This is a genomic window from Pseudomonas sp. KH_046_2, assembly GCF_057838985.1.
Genome location: NZ_CM174480.1, coordinates 1,716,421 through 1,738,441 on the forward strand (window position 1 = coordinate 1,716,421; position 22,021 = coordinate 1,738,441).

Annotated in this window: 19 protein-coding genes; 18 read left to right on the plus strand and 1 reads right to left on the minus strand. The window is 59.1% G+C overall.

The genetic code is table 11. From position 1 onward, the window contains the following. Positions 1–52 precede the first annotated feature (52 nt). On the minus strand, positions 53–844 hold the full coding sequence (gene phhA / locus AC3IX1_RS07775; RefSeq protein WP_223547430.1) for a phenylalanine 4-monooxygenase: 792 nt from the start codon (positions 842–844) through the stop codon (positions 53–55). A 278-nt stretch (positions 845–1,122) separates the two neighbouring features. On the opposite strand from phhA, the gene AC3IX1_RS07780 reads away from it, so the two are divergent. The 18 genes from AC3IX1_RS07780 to fliE all read left to right on the plus strand — a co-directional run bounded on the left by AC3IX1_RS07780 (position 1,123) and on the right by fliE (position 22,011). After that, on the plus strand, positions 1,123–2,682 hold the full coding sequence (locus AC3IX1_RS07780) for a sigma-54-dependent phenylalanine hydroxylase transcriptional regulator PhhR (protein WP_046037726.1): 1,560 nt from the start codon (positions 1,123–1,125) through the stop codon (positions 2,680–2,682). A gap of 356 nt (positions 2,683–3,038) precedes the next feature. Then, positions 3,039–3,779, plus strand: coding sequence for a flagellar basal body rod protein FlgF (locus AC3IX1_RS07785; protein ID WP_489387742.1), 741 nt, complete (start codon positions 3,039–3,041; stop codon positions 3,777–3,779). A gap of 45 nt (positions 3,780–3,824) precedes the next feature. Next, positions 3,825–4,610, plus strand: coding sequence for a flagellar basal-body rod protein FlgG (flgG, locus tag AC3IX1_RS07790; RefSeq protein WP_353742318.1), 786 nt, complete (start codon positions 3,825–3,827; stop codon positions 4,608–4,610). Positions 4,611–4,662: 52 nt separating this feature from the next. Beyond that, positions 4,663–5,358 carry a flagellar basal body L-ring protein FlgH gene (gene flgH, locus AC3IX1_RS07795; protein WP_095945459.1) on the plus strand — a complete coding sequence of 232 codons (696 nt, stop codon included), beginning with the start codon at positions 4,663–4,665 and terminating at the stop codon, positions 5,356–5,358. 27 nt (positions 5,359–5,385) lie between these two features. Next, positions 5,386–6,474 (plus strand): flagellar basal body P-ring protein FlgI, encoded by a 1,089-nt coding sequence (locus tag AC3IX1_RS07800; protein ID WP_489387743.1) that lies wholly within the window; start codon positions 5,386–5,388, stop codon positions 6,472–6,474. Between the two features lie 11 nt (positions 6,475–6,485). Continuing rightward, positions 6,486–7,772, plus strand: a complete 1,287-nt coding sequence (gene flgJ / locus AC3IX1_RS07805; RefSeq protein ID WP_489387744.1) for a flagellar assembly peptidoglycan hydrolase FlgJ — start codon at positions 6,486–6,488, stop codon at positions 7,770–7,772. A gap of 10 nt (positions 7,773–7,782) precedes the next feature. Beyond that, entirely contained in the window at positions 7,783–9,795 is a 2,013-nt protein-coding gene (gene flgK / locus AC3IX1_RS07810) for a flagellar hook-associated protein FlgK (protein ID WP_489387745.1), read from the plus strand. A gap of 13 nt (positions 9,796–9,808) precedes the next feature. Next, entirely contained in the window at positions 9,809–11,401 is a 1,593-nt protein-coding gene (locus tag AC3IX1_RS07815; protein ID WP_489387746.1) for a flagellar hook-associated protein 3, read from the plus strand. Between the two features lie 299 nt (positions 11,402–11,700). Then, entirely contained in the window at positions 11,701–12,630 is a 930-nt protein-coding gene (locus tag AC3IX1_RS07820; RefSeq protein ID WP_489387747.1) for a ketoacyl-ACP synthase III, read from the plus strand. Positions 12,631–12,878: 248 nt separating this feature from the next. Then, positions 12,879–14,324, plus strand: coding sequence for a flagellin N-terminal helical domain-containing protein (locus AC3IX1_RS07825; RefSeq protein ID WP_489387748.1), 1,446 nt, complete (start codon positions 12,879–12,881; stop codon positions 14,322–14,324). A 74-nt stretch (positions 14,325–14,398) separates the two neighbouring features. Next, the gene (locus AC3IX1_RS07830; protein ID WP_489387749.1) at positions 14,399–14,749 is read left to right on the plus strand and encodes a flagellar protein FlaG; all 351 of its coding nucleotides are present in this window, start codon (positions 14,399–14,401) and stop codon (positions 14,747–14,749) included. An 81-nt stretch (positions 14,750–14,830) separates the two neighbouring features. Then, on the plus strand, positions 14,831–16,216 hold the full coding sequence (gene fliD / locus AC3IX1_RS07835; RefSeq protein ID WP_489387750.1) for a flagellar filament capping protein FliD: 1,386 nt from the start codon (positions 14,831–14,833) through the stop codon (positions 16,214–16,216). Positions 16,217–16,370: 154 nt separating this feature from the next. Further along, positions 16,371–16,766, plus strand: a complete 396-nt coding sequence (gene fliS, locus AC3IX1_RS07840; protein WP_489387751.1) for a flagellar export chaperone FliS — start codon at positions 16,371–16,373, stop codon at positions 16,764–16,766. A 17-nt stretch (positions 16,767–16,783) separates the two neighbouring features. After that, positions 16,784–17,080, plus strand: a complete 297-nt coding sequence (gene fliT / locus AC3IX1_RS07845) for a flagellar protein FliT (protein WP_489387752.1) — start codon at positions 16,784–16,786, stop codon at positions 17,078–17,080. 172 nt (positions 17,081–17,252) lie between these two features. Further along, positions 17,253–18,728 carry a sigma-54-dependent transcriptional regulator gene (locus AC3IX1_RS07850; protein WP_489387753.1) on the plus strand — a complete coding sequence of 492 codons (1,476 nt, stop codon included), beginning with the start codon at positions 17,253–17,255 and terminating at the stop codon, positions 18,726–18,728. A 128-nt stretch (positions 18,729–18,856) separates the two neighbouring features. After that, positions 18,857–20,050 (plus strand): sensor histidine kinase, encoded by a 1,194-nt coding sequence (locus AC3IX1_RS07855; RefSeq protein ID WP_489388702.1) that lies wholly within the window; start codon positions 18,857–18,859, stop codon positions 20,048–20,050. 5 nt (positions 20,051–20,055) lie between these two features. Further along, positions 20,056–21,441 (plus strand): sigma-54-dependent transcriptional regulator, encoded by a 1,386-nt coding sequence (locus AC3IX1_RS07860; RefSeq protein WP_489387754.1) that lies wholly within the window; start codon positions 20,056–20,058, stop codon positions 21,439–21,441. A 243-nt stretch (positions 21,442–21,684) separates the two neighbouring features. Further along, positions 21,685–22,011, plus strand: a complete 327-nt coding sequence (gene fliE / locus AC3IX1_RS07865; protein ID WP_008052868.1) for a flagellar hook-basal body complex protein FliE — start codon at positions 21,685–21,687, stop codon at positions 22,009–22,011. The last annotated feature ends 10 nt before the right edge of the window (positions 22,012–22,021 follow it).

A 22,021-nucleotide genomic window follows, 5' to 3' on the forward strand; every position in this document is an offset into this window, starting at 1 on the left:
TAATCCAAAGCGATGGTTTCTGACAGGCTCACTTGATTCTAAAAGCGGCGGATCACGCGGCTTTTGGTTTTGGCGGAAATTTCGGCGCGTGCAGACCCATCTGCATTGCTTGCTTGACCATGCCCATGATGTCTTCGTGAGCGAGGTCGAACAGACGCTTGAGATTTGGCAACGCGAAGTACAGTGGCTGCAAGATGTCGATGCGGTAGGGCGTGCGCATGCATTCCAGCGGATCGAACGCCTGATGCTCAGGCTCGTCCGACAGGCAATACACGGTCTCTTTCGGAGAAGACAGAATGCCGCCGCCGTAGATGCGTTGGCCTTGCGGGGTGTCGACCAGGCCGAATTCGATGGTCATCCAGTACAGGCGCGCCAGGTACACGCGTTCTTCCTTGGTCGCCTTGAGGCCGAGCTTGCCGTAGGTGTGGGTGAATTCGGCGAACCACGGGTTGGTCAGCAGCGGGCAGTGACCGAAGATCTCGTGGAAAATGTCCGGCTCTTGCAGGTAGTCCAGTTCTTCGCGGGTACGAATAAAGGTCGCCACCGGAAACTGCTTGCTGGCCAGCAATTCGAAAAAGGTCTGGAAGGGAATCAGTGCGGGAACCCGGGCAACTTGCCAGCCGGTGGTTTCACCGAGGACCTTGTTGATCTCGCCGAGTTGAGGAATGCGGTCGTGGGGCAGACCGAGTTTTTCGATACCGTCCAGGTACTCCTGGCACGCACGCCCTTCGATCACTTTCAGTTGACGAGTGATCAGCGTGTTCCACACCGCATGTTCTTCGGCGGGGTAGTCGATAAAACCTTGCGCATCGGGCTCGCGAGCCACGTATTGCGTCTGCTTCATGCTGCTCTCCTGCTAGGGGATTTCGTTCTTGTTATGTACTGCTATGGACCTAGAAATACTCCAAGGATTGCACTGTTGCAGCAGGTGCTCGGCGTCATGCGTAGGAAAATTCATCGATTTTCGTAAAGTTTTCGTTACGTATTGGGCGTCGGTGCGCAAATGTTGAGATTGGCGGGTGGGAAAAGTCCTCCACCTGTCACATAATCTTGACGACTATCTGAGCGCCTGAGCAGAAAATATCCCTGCGCACCTTACTCACCGTTTTTTTGGGTCTTTATATGCGTATCAAAGTCCACTGCCAGAACCGCATCGGCATCCTGCGCGACATTCTCAACCTGTTGGTGGAGTACGGGATCAACGTGGCCCGCGGTGAGGTGGGCGGTGAGCATGGCAATGCCATTTACCTGCATTGCCCGAACCTGATCAACATTCAGTTCCAGGCCCTGCGCCCGAAATTCGAAGCGATTGCCGGGGTCTTTGGCGTCAAGCGTGTAGGGCTGATGCCCAGCGAACGTCGGCACATGGAGCTCAATGCACTGCTCGGTGCGCTGGAATTTCCGGTGCTGTCGATCGACATGGGTGGTTCCATCGTTGCGGCCAACCGGGCAGCGGCGCAGTTGCTCGGTGTGCGGGTCGACGAGGTGCCGGGGATCCCCCTGTCGCGCTACGCCGAGGATTTCGATTTGCCGGAACTGGTGCGCGCCAACAAGTCGCGGATCAACGGGCTGCGAGTCAAGGTCAAGGGGGATGTGTTCCTGGCCGACATCGCGCCGCTGCAATCGGAACACGACGACAGCGAAGCCATGGCCGGTGCGGTACTGACGCTGCACCGCGCCGACCGGGTGGGCGAGCGCATCTACAACGTGCGCAAGCAGGAATTGCGTGGCTTCGACAGCATCTTCCAAAGCTCGAAAGTCATGGCCGCTGTGGTGCGCGAAGCCCGGCGCATGGCGCCATTGGATGCGCCGCTATTGATAGAAGGGGAGACCGGCACCGGCAAAGAATTGTTGGCGCGGGCCTGTCATCTGGCCAGTCCTCGCGGGCAGTCGCCATTGATGGCGCTCAATTGCGCCGGTCTGCCGGAGTCCATGGCCGAGACGGAGTTGTTCGGCTATGGCCCTGGTGCCTTTGAAGGGGCGCGGGCCGAAGGCAAGCTCGGGCTGCTGGAACTGACAGCGGGCGGCACGTTGTTTCTTGATGGTGTCGGGGAAATGAGCCCGCGCTTGCAGGTGAAGTTGCTGCGCTTTTTGCAGGACGGTTGCTTCCGTCGTGTAGGCAGCGATGAAGAGGTCTACCTCGACGTGCGAGTGATCTGCGCGACCCAGGTCGACCTGTCCGAATTGTGCGCTCGCGGCGAGTTCCGCCAGGACCTCTATCACCGCTTGAATGTGTTGTCGCTGCACATCCCGCCGTTGCGCGAATGCCTCGACGGTTTGACGCCGCTGGTGGAGCACTTCCTCGATCAGGCCAGCCGGCAGATTGGTTGTCCGTTGCCCAAACTGGCCCCGGCGGCCATGGAGCGGCTCAGCCACTACCATTGGCCGGGCAACGTGCGACAACTGGAGAACGTGCTGTTCCAGGCGGTTTCCCTGTGCGACGGCGGCACGGTCAAGGCCGAGCACATTCGCCTGCCGGACTATGGCGTGCGTCAGCCCCTTGGCGATTTTTCCCTGGAGGGTGGGCTGGACGAGATCGTCGGGCGTTTCGAGAAGGCGGTGCTGGAGCGGCTGTATTCCGAGCATCCGAGCAGTCGGCAACTGGGCAAGCGGCTCGGGGTTTCGCATACCACCATTGCCAACAAGTTGCGTGAGTATGAGGTGGGCAAGGACAACACCTGAGTCTCTGGTGGTCGAGCTTTTGTGGCGAGGGGGCTTGCCCCCGTTGGGTTGCGAAGCAGCCCCCCGCAATCTTTCAGGTACACCGAGTTGCCCGGATTTACGACTGCTGCGCAGCCGAGCGGGGGCAAGCCCCCTCGCCACAGGGAAAGTAATGGCTGCAACGGTCACACCTTGCCACCCACCGGCAGGACACCGCCGGTTTTTCGTCTCTGATACAAATCCCCCATCCCCTCTGAATCCTCAAAGTCCCCTGTTTGCCGGGCCTCGCGCTGCCAAAAACGAGTTGGTCTGCAAATTGCTTATGGCTCAGCAGTACAGCAGCGGACGGCAAACGTCCGGCAGGCAGAGGAACAATTGTGGACAAGTACCTTTATGTGGCAATGACCGGCGCCAGCCAGAATGCACTGGCGCAAAAGGCTCATGCCAACAACCTCGCGAACATCTCCACCAACGGCTTCCAGAAAGACCTGGAGCAGGCTCGTTCGATGCCGGTGTTCGGTGACAGCTTTCCGGCGCGTGCGTTTGCCATGTCCGAGCGCCCGGGCACGGATTTCTCCCCTGGTTCACTGGTGGAAACCGGTCGCGACCTCGACGTCGCCGTGCAAGGCAACGGCTGGATTGCCGTGCAGACGCCCGATGGCGGTGAAAGCTACGTGCGCACCGGCAGCCTGAACGTTGACGCCCTGGGTGTGCTGCGCGCCGGCAACGGCATGCCGGTCATGGGCAATGGCGGGCCGATTGCCGTGCCGCCGGAGCAGCAGATCGAAGTCGGCGAGGACGGCACCATCAGCATCCGCGCGATGGGCGAAGGTCCCCGGGTGATGGCGGAAGTCGACCGCATCAAGCTGGTCAATCCGGACCTCAAAAACATGACCAAGGGCCTGGATGGTTCGATCCACACCAAGGACGGCGCGCCTGCGCAGGCCGATGCCAACGTCAAGCTGGTGTCCGGATTCCTCGAGTCGAGCAACGTCAATGCCGTGGAAGAGATGACCTCGGTACTGGCCCTGGCCAAGCAGTTCGAGCTGCATATCAAGATGATGAACACCGCCAAAGACGATGACCAGGCCATGGCTCGGGTCTTGCAGATCAGCTAATTACCAGAACGTCGCGCCGTAAAACAGGCGCACGAGGAGAATCGAATGCTTCCGGCTCTATGGGTTGCCAAAACAGGTCTGTCCGCCCAGGACACCAACCTGACCACCATTTCCAACAACCTGGCCAACGTGTCGACCACGGGTTTCAAGCGTGACCGCGCCGAGTTCCAGGACCTGCTCTACCAGATCAAGCGTCAGCCAGGCGCCCAGTCGACCCAGGACAGCGAGCTGCCGTCGGGTCTGCAACTGGGTACTGGTGTGCGCATCGTCGGCACCCAGAAAAATTTCACCGCCGGCAGCCTGCAAACCACCGAGCAGCCACTGGACATGGCCATCGACGGTCGTGGTTTCTTCCAGATCCTGCAACCGGACGGCACCACGTCCTACACCCGTGACGGTACGTTCCACCTGGACTCCAACGGCCAGATCGTGAACGCCAGCGGCTTTGCCCTGGAGCCGGCGATTGTCATTCCGAACGAAGCGCAGACCTTCACGGTCGGCCGCGACGGCACCGTGTCCATCACCATTGCCGGCAACCCGGCAGCCCAGGTGATCGGCAACCTGCAAACCGCCGACTTCATCAACCCGGCCGGCCTGCAGGCCGTGGGCAACAACCTGTTCCTGGAAACCGCCGCCAGCGGCGCGCCGCAAGTCGGCACCCCGGGCCTGGCCGGTTTCGGCACCACGCTGCAGAACACCCTGGAAACGTCCAACGTCAGCACTGTTGAGGAGATGGTCAACATGATCACCACCCAGCGCGCCTACGAGATGAACTCCAAGGTGATCTCCACCGCTGACCAGATGCTCTCGTTCGTAACGCAGAATCTGTAATCAAGTCTATGTGGCGGCCATGAGGCCGCCTGCAACACCGTGAGGTAGGGTCATGAATCGCTATGTATCTGTTCTGGCACTGAGTGGGATCGCCGCGCTCGCAGGTTGCGTGCCGGCGACGCCCAAGCCCAATGACCCTTACTACGCTCCGGTGTTGCCGCGCACGCCGTTGCCGGCGGCCGCGAACAACGGCTCGATCTATCAGGCCGGTTTCGAACAGAACCTCTACAGCGACCGCAAGGCGTTCCGGGTCGGTGACATCATCACCATCACCCTGAACGAAAGGACCCAGGCCAGCAAAAACGCCAACTCGCAAATTGGCAAGAACAGCAAGGCCAACATCGGCCTGTCTTCGCTGTTCGGCAGCAGCGCCACCACCAACAACCCGTTCGGCGATGGCGACCTGAGCCTGAGTGCCAGCTACGAAGGTGACCGCGCGACCAAGGGTGACAGCAAGGCGGCTCAGGGCAACACCCTGACCGGTTCGATCACGGTCACCGTCGCCGATGTGTTGCCCAACGGCATCATCGCGGTACGCGGCGAGAAGTGGATGACCCTCAACACCGGTGACGAGCTGGTGCGGATTGCCGGCCTGGTTCGCGCCGATGACATCGCCACCGACAACACCGTGCCGTCGACCCGTGTCGCCGATGCGCGCATCACCTACTCGGGCACCGGTTCGTTTGCCGATGCGAGTCAGCCAGGCTGGTTCGACCGTTTCTTCCTCAGCCCGCTGTTCCCTTTCTAGGTGGCTACGTTGAATTTCAGAAGTCTCATGATGGTTGCGTTCCTGATGTCCGCAGCGTTCAACGTTCAAGCCGAGCGCCTGAAGGACATCGCCAGCATTTCCGGCGTGCGTTCCAACCAATTGATCGGTTACGGCCTGGTGGTCGGGCTTAACGGCACCGGCGACCAGACGACGCAAACACCGTTCACTCTGCAGACCTTCAACAACATGCTCTCGCAGTTCGGCATCAAGGTGCCGCCGGGTTCGGGCAACGTGCAGTTGAAGAACGTCGCGGCGGTATCGATCAGTGCCGATTTGCCGGCGTTCGCCAAGCCGGGTCAGCAGGTCGACATTACCGTTTCGTCCATCGGCAACTCCAAGAGTCTGCGTGGCGGCACCTTGCTGCTGACGCCACTCAAGGGTATCGACGGCAACGTCTACGCGGTGGCCCAGGGCAACCTGGTGGTCGGCGGTTTCGATGCGGAAGGGCGAGACGGCTCGAAGATCACCGTCAACGTTCCGTCGGCCGGTCGCATCCCTGGCGGTGCATCGGTGGAGCGTGCGGTGCCGAGCGGTTTCAACCAGGGCAACAGCCTGACGCTGAACCTCAACCGTTCCGACTTCACTACTGCCAAGCGCATCGTCGACAAGATCAACAACATGCTCGGCCCCGGCGTGGCCCAGGCCATCGACGGCGGTTCGATTCGCGTCACCGCGCCGCTCGATCCGAGCCAGCGCGTCGACTACCTGTCGATCCTGGAAAACCTCGAAGTCGATCCGGGCCAGGCGGTGGCGAAAGTCATCATCAACTCCCGTACCGGCACCATCGTGATCGGCCAGAACGTCAAGGTGTCCCCGGCCGCCGTGACCCACGGCAGCCTGACCGTGACCATCACCGAAGACCCGATCGTCAGTCAGCCCGGCCCTCTGTCCAATGGCACGACGGCGGTGGTGCCGCGTTCGAAGGTCAACGCCCAGCAGGAAGCCAAGCCGATGTTCAAGTTCGGCCCTGGCACCACCCTCGACGAGATCGTGCGGGCGGTGAACCAGGTCGGCGCGGCACCGGGTGACTTGATGGCCATCCTCGAAGCGCTGAAGCAGGCCGGCGCCCTGCAAGCCGACTTGATCGTGATCTGAGGACGGCCATCGTGGATATGCGCAAGAGCGGTCTGGTCAGCAGCAGCGATTCGGGTTCCTACTCGGACCTCAATCGTCTGAATCAGCTCAAGGTCGGCGACAAGAACAGCGACGGCAACATGCGCAAGGTGGCGCAGGAGTTCGAATCGCTGTTCCTCGGTGAGATGCTCAAGTCCATGCGCTCGGCAACCGAAGCGCTGGGGCAGGACAATCCGATGAACACCCCGGCGGCCAAGCAGTACCAGGAAATGTACGACCAGCAACTGGCCGTTTCCATGTCCCGCGAGGGCGGAGGTATCGGCCTGGCGGACGTGCTGATGCGCCAGATGTCGAAGAACAAACCGCTGGCGCCGGGCGAGGCGGCCGCTGCATCGCTGGCCAAGCAAGAGGCTGCCAAGGCGGCTGTGCAAACGCCGGTGGCGGCAGGTACGGTGGCGATCAACGGGCCGCTGTCGCGGGTCAACGGCCAGCGCCCATTGTGGGCTTCGCGATCGGTCCATGCGCCGCAGGAGGCGGGCGAGGGTGGGCATCGCAATGACATGGCGCTGATCAATCAGCGGCGCCTGGCACTGCCGCCGAAACTGGCTGATCGGTTATTGGCCGGGCTGGTGCCTTCGGCGACGACCGCTGCCACCACGACGATCAACAAGACACCGTTGCCTGAGCGCACGACGAACACCGGCACGGGACCGTTGTACAACGGCGACTGGCTGGCGACCGCGCAGCAATCCTCCGCTGGCGGCATGCAGATCTACGGTCGCGCCATGGCGCAGATTCCACTGGCGCCAGCGAAAAAAGCCTTCAGTTCCGCCGACCAGTTCGTCAACACCATGTTGCCGATGGCCAAGGAAGCGGCGGCCCGCATTGGTGTCGATCCGCGTTACCTGGTGGCCCAGGCGGCCCTGGAAACCGGCTGGGGCAAGTCGGTCATGCGTGCCCAGGACGGCAGCAGCAGCCACAACCTGTTCGGCATCAAGGCCAGCAATAGTTGGCAGGGCAATTCGGCGCGGGCGATCACCAGCGAATTCAGGAACGGGCAGATGGTCAAGGAGACGGCGCAGTTCCGTTCCTACGACTCCTACAAGGACAGTTTCCATGACCTTGTGACTTTGCTGCAGACCAACAATCGCTATCAAGATGTCGTGAAGTCGGCCGATAACCCAGAACAGTTTGTACGCGAGTTGCAGAAGGCCGGTTACGCAACCGACCCGGACTACGCGAGCAAGATTTCGCAGATAGCCAGGCAGATGACGAGTTACCAGAACTACGCTGCGGCGGGCGTTTCAACGAATTTATAAGGTTTGAACCATGAGTTTGCTCAACATCGGAATGTCGGGTTTGTCCGCTAGCCACGCATCGTTGGTGACTACCGGTAATAACATTTCCAACGTCGACACCATCGGGTACTCGCGCCAGCAAACTGTGCAGGGCACCAAAAGCTCTATTCAGAATGGCAATGTGTTCATCGGCACCGGTACGACCCTGGCGGATGTGCGCCGGGTGTACAACAGCTACCTTGACGCGCAATTGCAGACCACCACATCCCTCAATGGCGATGCGCAGGCTTATCTTGGCCAAGCCACGCAAGTTGACAAGCTGCTGTCCGACAGCGGCACCGGCATCAGCAAGACTTTGCAGTCGTTCTTCTCGTCACTGCAAACCTTGTCCGGCAACTCAAACGACAACGCTTCGCGCCAGGCCTTGCTGACCAATGCCCAGGGCTTGAGTAGCCGCTTCAATGCCATGTCCCAGCAATTGAAGCAGCAGGGCACCTATATCAATGATCAGTTGGGCTCGATGGCCGATCAGGTCAACAAGCTGGCGTCGACCGTCGCCGCCTACAACAAGAAAATTGGTGAAGTCAGTGGTTCCGGTGGTACCCCCAACGAACTACTGGACCAGCGTAACGAAACCATCCGCCAGCTCAACGAACTGGTCGGCACCCAAGTCACCGAAACCGACGGCCGACTGGATATTTACCTGGGCAGCGGTCAGCCGCTGGTAGTCGGCGACACCGTCAACAAGTTGCGCGTGGCGGCAGATCCGACCGACCCGACCCGCTCATCGATCATCATGGATCGTGGCAGTTCGTCGATCGACATCACCGGCGTGATGAGCGGTGGCCAGATGGGTGGGCTGTTGCGTTACCGCAGTGAAGTGCTGACGCCCGCCGTCAACGACCTGGGGCGTATTGCCATGGTCGTGGCCGATCAAGTCAATAAACAACTGGGTCAAGGCCTGGATCAGAATGGCAATTTCGGTGCGGCGCTGTTCAACAACATCAACAGCACTGCGGCCATCAGTCAGCGCAGTATTGCCAACGCCAACAACGATCCGGCGTCCGGCAATCTGAATGTCACCATCAAAGACACCAGCAAGCTGCAAGCCAGTGACTATCAAGTGACGGTCACTGCCTCGGGCTACAACGTGCGTCGACTGTCGGATAACACCGACATGGGTAACTTCGCTTTCGCCACGCCTCCTGCGGCCGATCCGGTCATCGATGGATTCAGCCTGAGCTTGAACAGTGGTTCGGTCGCCGTCGGGGACTCCTTCAAGATTACCCCGACCCGCAGCGGTGCTGCGGACATGACCACGGTCATGTCTGACACCAAAACCCTGGCCACCTCCGCACCGCTGACCTCCACCAAGGCCTCGGGGAATGACGGCACCGGTGCTGTCAGCCAGCCGAACCTGACCACCAGCCTGGATATCTACGATCCGGTCCAGCGCTTGGAAGTGCAGACGGCGGTCAAGGCATCCATGCCGGTGCGCATGCTGATGACCAGTGCCACCGCGTATGAAGTGTTCGATTCCAAGGGCAACAGCATCGGCACCGGCAACATCGTGCCAGGTCAGAACAACGACCTGAGTATCGCAGTGCCCTACACCGATGCCGGTGGCAATGCCAAAACCTTCAATGTGGGGATGACCGTCAGTGGTAGCCCCGCTTCGGGCGACAGTTTCAACATTGCCATGACAGCGGCGGGCAGCACCGACAACCGCAATGCCCAGTCGCTGTTGGGGTTGCAGACCAAGGCGACGGTGGGGGCCACTGCCACCAGTCCTGGCGTGAGTTTCACTGATGCGTATGGTGGACTGGTGTCGACGGTCGGCTCGCTGACCAAGCAGGGGCAACTGGATGCGACGGCCACCGACACCATCCTGACGGGGGCACGAAACGCCCGTGATTCGCTGTCCGGTGTCGATCTGGATGAGGAGGCCGGCAACCTGACCAAATTCCAGCAGTACTACACGGCCTCTTCGCAGATCATCAAGACTGCGCAGGAAATTTTCAGCACTCTGATCAATGCCCTTTAAGGAGCCGTAGAACATGCGCATTTCTACCGCACAGTATTACGCGACCACGGCTGCCAACTATCAGCGCAACCTCAACAACGTGATGAAGACTGCCGAGCAGGCCAGCAGTGGCATCAAGCTTGAGACCGCGGCAGATGATCCGGTCGGTGCGGCACGCTTGCTGCAACTCGAACAGCAAAAAGCCATGTTGGGTCAGTACACCACCAATATCAATGCTTTGAACACGGCGCAGGCGCAGGAAGAAAGCGTGCTCGACAGCATCAACAACGTGCTGCAAAAAGTCAGCGAGTTGGCGGTGCGTGCCGGCGGCGGTTCGTTGAACGACGATGACCGTAAATCCATTGCCGCCGAACTCAAGCAGTCCGAAGAGCAATTGCTGAGCCTGATGAACAGCAAGGATGCCAACGGCAAGTACATTTTCTCCGGCGCGAGTAACAACACTCAGCCGTTTGTACGCAACAGTGACGGCACCTATAGCTATCAGGGCGACCAGACCCAGCTGGAACTGAAAATCGGCGATTCGATGTCCCTGGGCCTGAACGATACCGGTTGGGAAGTTTTCCAGCAGGCAATCAATGCCGCCCGCAGTTCGACCACCATGACAGCACCTGGCGTTAATGACGGGCGGGTGGACTTGTCCCCGGGGCTGGTAAGTTCCGGTCCGGCCTTCGATTCGAGTTTCCGCAACGGCCAGCCTTACACCATGTCGTTCACCAGCAGTACCCAGGTCGTGATTACCGATGCGCTGGGAAATGACGTGACCGCCGAAGCGACTGGCGGTGGCAAGTTTGATCCGAGTGCCAAGGGTGGTTCCGACGTCAACTTCCGTGGTGTGACTTTTAAGCTGGACATCACTTTCCAGCCGGGTGACACCCCTGCCGACTCCGCCAGTGCCGACGCCGTGATCGCTGGTCACAGCTTCCAGTTGACGACCAAGCCGGACAGCTTCGTCGCCAACCGCGCCCCGAACAACCCATCGACGGCGATCATTGCCCAGACTACGGTAACCAACGCTGCCGACTATAAGAGCTTCTTCCCTGAGGGCGGCGCAGTCCTGAAGTTCACCGGTCCTGGCACCTTCGAGCTGTACGCCCGTCCACTGACCAGCACCAGTACCCCGGTCACCTCCGGAACTGTGGTGGCAGGCGTGGCGACGGCGGCCGGTGTCAGCTTTACCTTGGGGGGCACGCCGCCGACACCGGCAGCAGGTGACCAGTTCGACATCGCGGTCAACACCCACCAGACCCAGAACGTCCTCGATACCATTAGCCAGCTGCGTACGGCGCTCGACTCGCCGACCCAGGGCAATCCAGCCGCCCAGCGTTTCCTGGAAGACACCGTCGCTTCCGCCATTGCCAACCTGAACAACTCCAAGAACCAGGTCGACCTGGCGCGTGGTGCGATCGGTGCACGGGGCAATGTCATGGATATGCAGGCAGATCAGAACACGAGTTCCGGCCTGATCAACGAATCGACCGGCAACTCGATCAAGAACACCGACCCGGCGGAAGTGCTGACGCGACTGACCTTGCAGCAAACCATGCTGCAGGCTGCGCAACTGGCCTTCGCCAAGGTTTCCCAGTTGAGCCTGTTCAACAAGCTTTGAGTCGGTCTTGACCGCTCGCGGCCAGCCCCTTTTATCGGGGGCTGGCTTTTTTTTCATTTTTTCAGGCGCATGCGAGGCGGGGTGGGGCGGGATCTGGACCACAAAATCAAATAAAGCAGCGATCTCTGAGTGACCCGTCAGTCAAAACGCGCATCTTCACTGTATCCTGTCTGCGGGCGGTGAAAGGTGGCGGACTGTTCAAGGTGTTTGCTTGAGCGCCGACGATGCCAGGCCCTGACTGTAGACGCCCTCGATTCAGCGAGCGGCGATGTTCAGCTGTTTATTATTGGGAAGCCATAATGATTGGCATAAAAAATATTGCGAGTTACGTGCCGGCAGCCGGGGTTGATAACTACGCCCAGGGTGCAAAGTTCGACAAGGACGAAACCTTCATCCTTGGCAAGATCGGTTCGGCGTTTTTGCCGCGTATGGATGCCGATCAGGAAACGTCCGACCTGTGTGTCGAGGCCGCCAACGCGCTGTTCGCCGCCAGCCCCGAGCTCAAACGTGAAGCAATCGACTGCCTGATCGTCGTCACCCAGAACGGTGATGAAGAAGGGTTGCCGCACACCGCTGCGATCGTTCAAGACAAGCTGGGCCTGCCGACCCATGTCGCCGCTTTCGATATTTCCCTGGGTTGTTCCGGCTATGTGTACGGCATCTACGCGATCAAAGGCTTCATGGAAGCGGCAGGTCTGAAAAACGGCCTGCTGATCACCGCCGATCCGTATTCGAAGATCGTCGACCCGGAAGACCGCAACACCACCATGTTGTTCGGCGATGCCGCCACTGCGACCTGGATGGGCGAAAACGCTGTCTGGCAGCTGGGCAAGTCGAAGTTCGGCACCGACGGTTCTGGCGCGCCGCACCTGAAGGTCACCGACGGTGTGTTCTTCATGAATGGCCGCCAGGTCTTCAACTTCGCCTTGTTGAAAGTCCCGGCGCATTTGCATGAGCTGCTGGATGAGTCGAACTTGCAGGCCAGCGACATCGATGCCTTCTGCATTCACCAGGGCAGCGCGGCCATCGTCGATGCCGTAGCTCGCCGTTTCGAAGAAGGTGAGCCAGAGAAGTTCGTCAAGGACATGCTCGAAACCGGTAACACGGTTTCCTCCAGTATTCCGCTGCTGCTGCAGAATCACGTGTTCGATTCGAAATGGACGCGCGTGGCCATCAGTGGCTTCGGTGTAGGTTTGTCGTGGGGCTCGGCGATTCTCTATCGCGGTTGAGGTCTGGAAGACAGGCATAAAAAACGCCCGGTAACGTAAGTTGCCGGGCGTTTTGCGTTTTACTGGCGCCAGATTTTCTGGCTGTAAAGCCTTGAATATAAAGGGCTGGCACGCTGCCACTAAAAATTTGCAAAAAACCGCTCAAGCAAAGCCTCTTCACGACGATAACTATTACGTAGGTTCTCTAGGCCAAACCCGACGGATGTCAGGGCCGGAAGCCGAAGTATCCATCCAACGAGGATTTCGTCATGGCTTTAACAGTAAACACCAACCTTGCTTCCTTGACCGTTCAGAACAACCTGAACAAAGCTTCCGGCAACCTGCAGACTTCGATGCAGCGCCTGTCCTCCGGCCTGCGTATCAACAGCGCAAAAGATGACGCCGCTGGCCTGCAAATTTCCAACCGCCTGACCAGCCAGATCAACGGCCTGGGCGCTGCCATCAAGAACGCCGGTGACGGTATCTCCATCGCGCAAACGGCTGAAGGCGCGATGCAGGAATCCACCAACATCCTGCAAAAAATGCGTACCCTGGCCTTGGCTTCCGCGAACGGTTCGCCAAGCGCTGAAGATCGTAAGTCGAACAACGCTGAATACTCGGCACTGACCGCTGAACTGACCCGTATCGCTACCACCACTACTTTCGGTGGTCGTAACCTGCTGGACGGTTCTTTCGGTACTACCGCTTTCCAAGTTGGTGCTAACGCCAACCAGACCATCAACATGACTCTGGGCGACGTATCGGCCAACAATATTGGCTCGCAGCAATTGAAGAGCGTGGCTAACCCGCCGAGCGCTACTGGTGGTATGAAACTCGGCACGATCACCGTAACAGGTGGTGGTCAAACTAGTACTCCTCTGGCTGTTGCTGTTGGTGATTCGGCCCAGAAGATTGCAGCTAAATTGAACGGTTCTGTAGGTGGTTTGTCTGCGACGGCTAGCACTGAGGTCCAATTTGCGGTTACTGCTACTGCTGCTCTCCCAGCCAAGTTCGACCTGACAGTTGGTTCTGCAAAGGTGACCTTTGGAGGGGTGACGAGCACCGCCGATCTGGCTGACCAGTTGAAGTCCAACGCCGCAAAATTGGGCATCAGCGTTAACTATGATTCCTCGACCCAAAGCCTGTCGGTGAAATCTGATACCGGTGAGAATCTGGTGTTCGATAATGCTGATGCGAATGCTGGTACCGGTATCAAGGTCGCGACCAAAGATGGTTCCGGTACCCCTACTGCTTTCGTTGCGCTGGACTCGACGGCGTTGGCGAAGATCGTTGCCACTGGTTCAATTTCGCTGAACTCCACCAGCAGCTACTCGATGTCCGGTGCAAGTGTGGAAGGACTGTTCGCAGCGGCTACTTTTACTTCTGCTAACTCGGCCAAACTCACCGTCAATAAAACTGATGTGACTACCGCCGCCAACGCGCAAAACGCAATTGACGTAATTACCCAGGCGATCTCCAATATCGACTCCCAGCGTGCTGACCTAGGTGCGGTACAAAACCGTTTCGACAGCACGGTGGCGAACCTGCGCAGCATCTCGGACAACTCCACTGCTGCACGTGGAGTGATCCAAGACGTTGACTTCGCCTCGGAAACTGCCCAGCTGACCAAGCAGCAGACCCTGCAGCAGGCTTCCACCGCGATCCTGTCCCAGGCTAACCAGCTGCCATCGGCTGTGCTGAAGCTGCTGGGTTAATTCCGGCGCTTGGTAACAGACGGAAGGGCGCGTTTACGCGCCCTTTTGTTTTTTTCATGAACAGGAGATTAGGCATGGACATGAGCGTCAAGTTGAACCAGCCCTATCCTGCCGTTGCCCCGCAGGGCGTAACGCCGAATGTCACTGGAAAACCGGAACAGCCTAAGGCTGAAGCGGTGAAGTCCTCGAGCTTCGAGCCGAAGCGTGACGAGCTGGAAAAAGCTGTTACCGATATTCAGGAATTTGTCCAGGCTGCCCAGCGCAATCTGGATTTTTCCATTGATGATTCCACAGGCCGTGTCGTGGTCAAGGTCATCGCCACCGAAACGGGTCTGGTGATTCGTCAGATACCGTCGGAAGCAGCGCTAAAGCTGGCTCAGAGCCTGTCGGACGCCAGTAGTTTGTTGTTTGACGACAAAGTCTGAACTGGCATGAATTTTGTTGTTGTCACCGTTTAAGACGTTCCAGGTCAAGAAAACGGCAGCCACTGGTTAAGGAGAGAGATGATGGCGGGTACATCGGTTAGCGGTATTGGTTCGAACATCGATACCCAGGCGATTGTGAAGTCTTTGGTGGACTCCGAAAGGGCACCGAAACAGACTCAGATCAACAATCAAACGCTGAAGGCAACCACCTCGCTGTCGTCTATCGGAAAAATCCAGGCGGCCCTGGATGCCTTCCGTGGCGCGCTCGAAACCATGAAAACCACCGCCAGTTTCAGTGGCTTGGCCGGTTCGTCGTCTGATGAGAAAGTGGCCACGTTGACCACCGGTACTGGCGCGGCGGCGGGTAGCTTTTCGCTGTTGGTCACCAAGCTGGCAACAGCGTCGAAAATTTCCACCAGGGTCTTTGCCGGTGGCGCTTCTTCAGTGGTCAATGCCGGCTCTACGCCGACCACGCTGAGCATCAAGCAGGGCAGCAATACGTTCGATGTCAGCGTGCCTGCCGGCGCAACGTTGCAGCAGGTCCGCGACTCGATCAACTCGCAGTACGCTAACCAGGGTTTGAGTGCCAACATCCTGACCGATGCCGGCGGTTCTCGAATGGTGTTGACCTCCAGCACGACGGGTGTTGGTTCGGACTTGATCCTGTCGGGGACCTCCGGTCTGCAAACCGGCTCTTCGGTTCTCGCTCCGCCACAGAATGCCGAATACGTTCTGGATGGTGTGTCGATGACTTCCAAGAGCAATACCGTTGTCGATGCAGTGAGTGGCATTACGCTCAAGCTGACAGGCGTTTCTCCCACTCCGTCCGGGGGTGGTTCTGCGACGCCGGCCACAATCACGGTGGCGGCCAACGCTTCGACGCTTAAGTCGTCGGTCAAGGGCTTCGTTGATACCTACAACGCCCTGATCAAGGCTGCCAACACCGAGACTACGGTGACCACCAATGCCGATGGTTCGGTGACGTCTGGCGCCCTCACTGGCGATGCCTCGCTGCGCTCGTTGCTGTCGGCGGTGCGCACTGAATTGAATGCGATGAGTGGCACCGGTCAGATGAAGTCCCTTGCTCAGTTCGGTGTTAAAACCGACCAGAAAACCGGGACACTATCAATCGACGACAAGCTGTTTGATGCCGCGGCGCTGACCAATGCGGCCGACATCAACGGTATCTTCACTAGCGATACCGGTTTGCTGGCGCGCATGAAAACAGCCACTGACAGCTTTGCCCTAAGCAAGACCGGCGTGTTCGCCGCGCGCTCGGCGAGCCTGACCGACAGCCTGAATGACTTGAAAAAGCAGCAGGACTCACTTGATGCGCGCATGACCAGCCTGCAAGCGAGCCTGACCGCCAAGTACACGGCCATGGACTCCCTGGTAGCCAGGCTGCGCGCGCAGAGCGACAGCATCATGACCACGCTCAATGCGCTGAACAATCCGAAAGACGACTGATTCGGATCAGGTCTAAAAAAACCCAGGCAGTCTGTAATCACTGCACCTGGGTTTTTTCATTGTTGGAGGGTCTGCGTTAAAGTTATGTGTCGCTCAGTCGATATAAAGATCAGAGCCATCCTTTTTCAGTTGTTGTCTGTCACGAGGTAGAAACATGAACCCCATGAGAGCCCTTCGCCAATATCAGAAGGTCAATTCCCATGCTCAGATCTCTGAAGCCAACCCCCATCGCCTAGTGCAGTTGCTGATGGAGGGTGGGCTGGATCGCATGGCTCAGGCCAAGGGCGCCATGGAACGTGGTGACATCGCACTCAAGGGGTTGATGATGGGCAAGGCCGTAGACATCATCATTGGCCTGCGCGATGGCTTGAATCCGGAAAAGACCGAAGATCCGGCATCGCTGCAGCAGCTCGACAATTTGTACGCCTACATGATGACGCGTCTGATGGAAGCCAACCGCGATAACAACGCGGCAATCATCGACGAAGTATCAGGTTTGCTCGAAACCCTGAAAAGCGGATGGGATGCGATTGCCAGCCCACAGGCCTGACGGCCGAGGATGACGTCATGAGTCAAGCACTGCAGCGAATTGAAGAAACTCGTGAGGCCCTGGTCGATGCCCTGGCGGCGCGCGACTGGGATGCTATTGGCGAACTGGATGCGGCCTGTCGAGATTGCGTCGATGAGGTGCTGAGTGAAGCGCCGATCGACGAAGTAGCGTTGCGCACTAATTTGGAAGGGCTGCTGGCCGTCTATAAAGACTTACTTACCGCAACGATGGGCGAGCGCCAGGCGATAGTCGAAGAGATGTCGCAGATCAACCAAGCACAAAAGGCGTCAAAGGTTTACCATCTGTTTGGTTAATTGACGCCAGTTAATCCAAACATAGTGCGCCATAAATTTGACTGTGCACGGTTTTTTGACTTAACTAGTGGCTGTTCCAGATTTCAGTCGTCTTCAGGCATATTTGTGCCTGCAAGCGTTTAGCTTGCCCCAGCATTTTGGGCATCGAGTTGACTAGGGAAGTTGCTATTGCATGTGGCGTGAAACCAAAATTCTGCTGATCGATGACGATAGCGTCCGCCGCCGCGACCTGGCGGTGATTTTGAATTTTCTCGGCGAAGAAAATTTACCCTGCGGTAGCCATGACTGGCAGCAGGCTGTCGGCTCTTTGTCGTCAAGTCGTGAAGTGATCTGTGTCCTGATCGGGACGGTCAATGCTCCTGGTTCGCTACTGGGCTTGCTAAAGACACTCTCGACATGGGATGAGTTCCTTCCGGTTTTGTTAATGGGCGATAATTCTTCCATTGACCTGCCGGAAGACCAGCGTCGGCGAGTGCTTTCGACCCTCGAAATGCCGCCCAGCTACAGCAAATTGCTCGATTCGCTGCACCGTGCCCAGGTCTATCGCGAGATGTACGACCAGGCCCGCGAGCGCGGTCGTCATCGCGAACCCAATCTTTTCCGCAGCCTTGTCGGCACCAGTCGGGCGATTCAACACGTCCGGCAGATGATGCAGCAGGTCGCCGACACCGATGCCAGCGTGCTGATCCTCGGTGAGTCCGGCACTGGCAAGGAAGTGGTTGCGCGCAACCTGCATTACCATTCCAAGCGCCGCGAAGCGCCGTTCGTACCGGTCAACTGCGGGGCGATCCCGGCCGAGTTGCTGGAAAGCGAATTGTTCGGCCATGAGAAGGGCGCCTTCACCGGGGCGATCACCAGCCGCGCCGGTCGATTTGAACTGGCCAACGGCGGCACCCTGTTCCTCGATGAAATCGGCGATATGCCGCTGCCGATGCAGGTCAAGTTGCTGCGCGTGTTGCAGGAGCGCACCTTCGAACGCGTGGGCAGCAACAAGACCCAGAGCGTCGATGTGCGCATCATTGCCGCGACCCACAAGAATCTCGAAAGCATGATCGAGTTCGGTACCTTCCGCGAAGATCTGTACTACCGCCTGAATGTGTTCCCGATCGAGATGGCGCCGTTGCGTGAGCGCGTCGAAGACATTCCGCTGCTGATGAATGAACTGATCTCGCGCATGGAGCACGAGAAGCGCGGTTCGATCCGTTTCAACTCTGCGGCGATCATGTCGCTGTGCCGCCATGGCTGGCCGGGCAACGTCCGCGAACTGGCCAACCTGGTGGAGCGCATGGCGATCATGCATCCATACGGCGTGATCGGCGTGGTCGAGTTGCCGAAGAAATTCCGCTACGTCGACGATGAAGACGAGCAGATGGTCGACAGCCTGCGCAGCGATCTGGAGGAGCGCGTGGCCATCAACGGCCATACCCAGGACTTCACCGCCAATGCCATGCTGCCGCCGGAGGGCCTGGACCTGAAGGACTACCTCGGTGGTCTGGAGCAAGGGTTGATCCAGCAGGCGCTGGATGATGCCAACGGCATTGTGGCCCGCGCCGCTGAGCGCCTGCGCATTCGTCGTACCACGCTGGTGGAAAAGATGCGCAAGTACGGCATGAGCCGTCGTGATGGAGACGAACAGGCGGATGATTGACGCCTGTTTTTCAACTAATTCATTTATAAGCAATTTTTTTTAGGCACGGGTATTGCTACGTCCCTCGCAACGTTCCGTTTCACTGACGGTCAGCCAAGCGAGAGAGCACGATGCCCCAAGCCGCCCAGATGTCTCCTGTCCCTGATGCTTCGCGGCAACCGTCGTCCGTAGAGCAGGCGAGCCGGCTTGGCCTTGAGCAGGCATTCGCGCTGTTCAATCAGATGTCCAGTCAGTTGACCGATTCCTACAGCATGCTTGAAGCCCGGGTCACCGAGCTCAAGGGTGAACTGGCGGTGGTCAGCGCCCAGCGCATGCAGGAACTGGCTGAAAAAGAACGCCTGGCCAACCGCCTGCAAAACCTCCTCGATCTGTTACCTGGCGGTGTCATCGTCATTGATGCCCAGGGCATTGTGCGCGAAGCCAATCCGGCGGCGTGCGAGTTGCTGGGGTTGCCGCTGGAGGGTGAGTTGTGGCGCCACGTCATTGCCCGCTGTTTTGCGCCGCGCGAAGACGATGGCCATGAAGTCTCCCTCAAAGATGGGCGGCGCCTGTCGATCGCCACGCGCTCGCTGGACGCCGAGCCTGGCCAGTTGGTGTTGCTCAACGACCTGACCGAAACCCGCCATCTGCAGGATCAACTGGCCCGTCATGAACGCCTGTCGTCGTTGGGGCGCATGGTCGCTTCGTTGGCTCATCAGATACGCACGCCGTTGTCCGCCGCGTTGCTGTATGCCAGTCATTTGACCGAGCAGGAGCTGCCGGTCGCGACCCAGCAGCGCTTTGCCGGGCGCCTCAAGGAGCGTCTGCACGAACTGGAGCACCAGGTGCGCGATATGCTGGTGTTCGCCCGGGGCGAGTTGCCGCTGACCGACCGCGTGACCCCCGGTCAGCTGATGCAATCGTTGCAGGCAGCGGCACTGACCCACGTACAGGATCTGCCAATCCGCTGGCAGTGCGACAGTCACTCGGGGGAGTTGCTGTGCAATCGCGACACCCTGGTCGGTGCGATCCTCAATCTGATCGAGAACGCCATTCAGGCCAGTGCCGGCCAATTGCGCCTCAAGATTCACCTCTACACCCGCGGCAACAACCTGCGCCTGTGTGTCAGCGACAGTGGCTCCGGTATCGATGCCGCCGTTCTGGCGCGATTGGGTGAACCCTTTTTTACCACCAAGACTACCGGCACAGGGCTTGGCCTGACCGTGGTCAAGGCAGTGGCGCGTGCTCATCAGGGACAATTGCAGTTGCGCTCGCGGCTCGGTCGCGGCACCTGCGCGCAGGTGACCCTGCCGTTGTTCAGCAGCGCTCAAGGAGCGGAGTGACACAGATGGGTATCAAGGTTTTATTGGTCGAGGATGACCGCGCATTGCGCGAGGCGCTGGCCGATACGCTGTTGCTCGCGGGGCACGATTACAAGGCCGTGGGTTCGGCAGAGGAGGCGTTGCTTGCCGTCGGCGGCGACGCCTTCAGTCTGGTGATCAGCGACGTCAACATGCCGGGCATGGACGGCCACCAGTTGTTGGGCCTGCTGCGAGCGCGGCAGCCGCAGTTGCCGGTGTTGCTGATGACGGCTCACGGTGCGGTCGAACGTGCGGTCGATGCGATGCGCCAAGGGGCGGCGGACTACCTGGTCAAGCCATTCGAGCCCAAGGCGTTGCTCGATCTGGTGGGGCGCCATGCCCTGGGCCGGCTCGGCCAGAGCGAGGGTGAAGGGCCGATAGCGTTCGAGCCGGCGAGCGCACAGCTACTCGAGTTGGCGGCGCGGGTCGCACGCAGCGATTCCACGGTGTTGATCTCGGGTGAGTCCGGCACGGGCAAGGAAGTGCTGGCGCGCTACATCCACCAGCATTCTCATCGCGCCAGTCAGCCGTTCATTGCGATCAACTGCGCGGCGATCCCGGACAACATGCTCGAAGCGACCTTGTTCGGGCACGAGAAGGGTTCCTTCACCGGCGCCATTGCCGCGCAAGCCGGCAAGTTCGAGCAGGCCGACGGCGGTACCATTCTGCTCGACGAAATTTCCGAAATGCCCTTGGGGCTCCAGGCCAAACTGCTGCGCGTGTTGCAAGAGCGCGAGGTCGAAAGGGTTGGGGCGCGCCAGCCGATCACGCTGGACATTCGCGTGGTCGCCACCACCAATCGCGACCTGGCGGGTGAAGTGGCGGCGGGGCGCTTCCGTGAGGATCTTTATTATCGCCTGTCGGTGTTTCCCCTGGCCTGGCGCCCGTTGCGCGAGCGCACCGCCGACATCCTGCCACTGGCCGAGCGTCTGCTGGCCAGGCACGTCAATAAAATGAAGCATGCGGCTGCCAGATTGTCGTCCGAAGCCCAGGCGTGCCTGATCGGTTATCCGTGGCCGGGTAACGTGCGTGAACTGGACAACGCGATTCAGCGTGCGCTGATTCTGCAGCAGGGTGGCTTGATCCAGCCGCAGGATTTCTGCCTGGCCGGGCCGGTGGCCTGCGCTCCACTGCCTGCGTTGGCGCAGGCGTCGGTGCGTCCTGTGGAAGTCCAGTCCGAGTCGGCCGGTGCGCTGGGCGATGACCTGCGTCGCCGTGAATTCCAGATGATCATCGATACCTTGCGTGCCGAGCGCGGTCGTCGCAAAGAGGCGGCCGAGCGCCTGGGTATCAGCCCGCGAACCCTGCGCTACAAGCTGGCGCAGATGCGCGATGCCGGCATGGATGTGGAAGCCTTTTTGTTCGCGACCTGATCCTGATTGTGTCCCTGTAGGAGCGAGCTCTGCTCGCGATGGTCGTTAACGATAACTCGGCTGGTCTGAAGGCGCGCGGTGTCCCGGCATTCATCGCGAGCAAGCTCGCTCCTACAGGGATCGGAATAAAGCTCAGGATAGGCTTTTGTTCAGAGTGGCCATGGAGCTGGCACCCTTGTTGCTAACACCTCATCACCCGTCGAGTGAGTGTCAAAAAAATGCGGGTCGCCAAAGAGAGAAACCATGAGCCAAGGTATTGAATTCAATCGGTTGATGCTGGATATGCGCGCCATGCAAATGGATGCCATGTCTGCGCCGAAATCGACTGCCGTCCCTGAAATGACGGGCAGCAGCTTTTCCGACATGTTCGGTCAGGCCATCAATAAAGTGAACGACACCCAGCAGGCTTCCACTCAGCTGGCCAGTGCGTTCGAAATCGGTAAAAGCGGCGTCGATCTCACGGACGTGATGATTTCATCGCAGAAGGCCAGCGTGTCGTTCCAGGCGTTGACCCAGGTGCGCAACAAAGTGGTTCAGGCCTACCAAGACATCATGCAGATGCCGGTTTAAAGGACGAGAT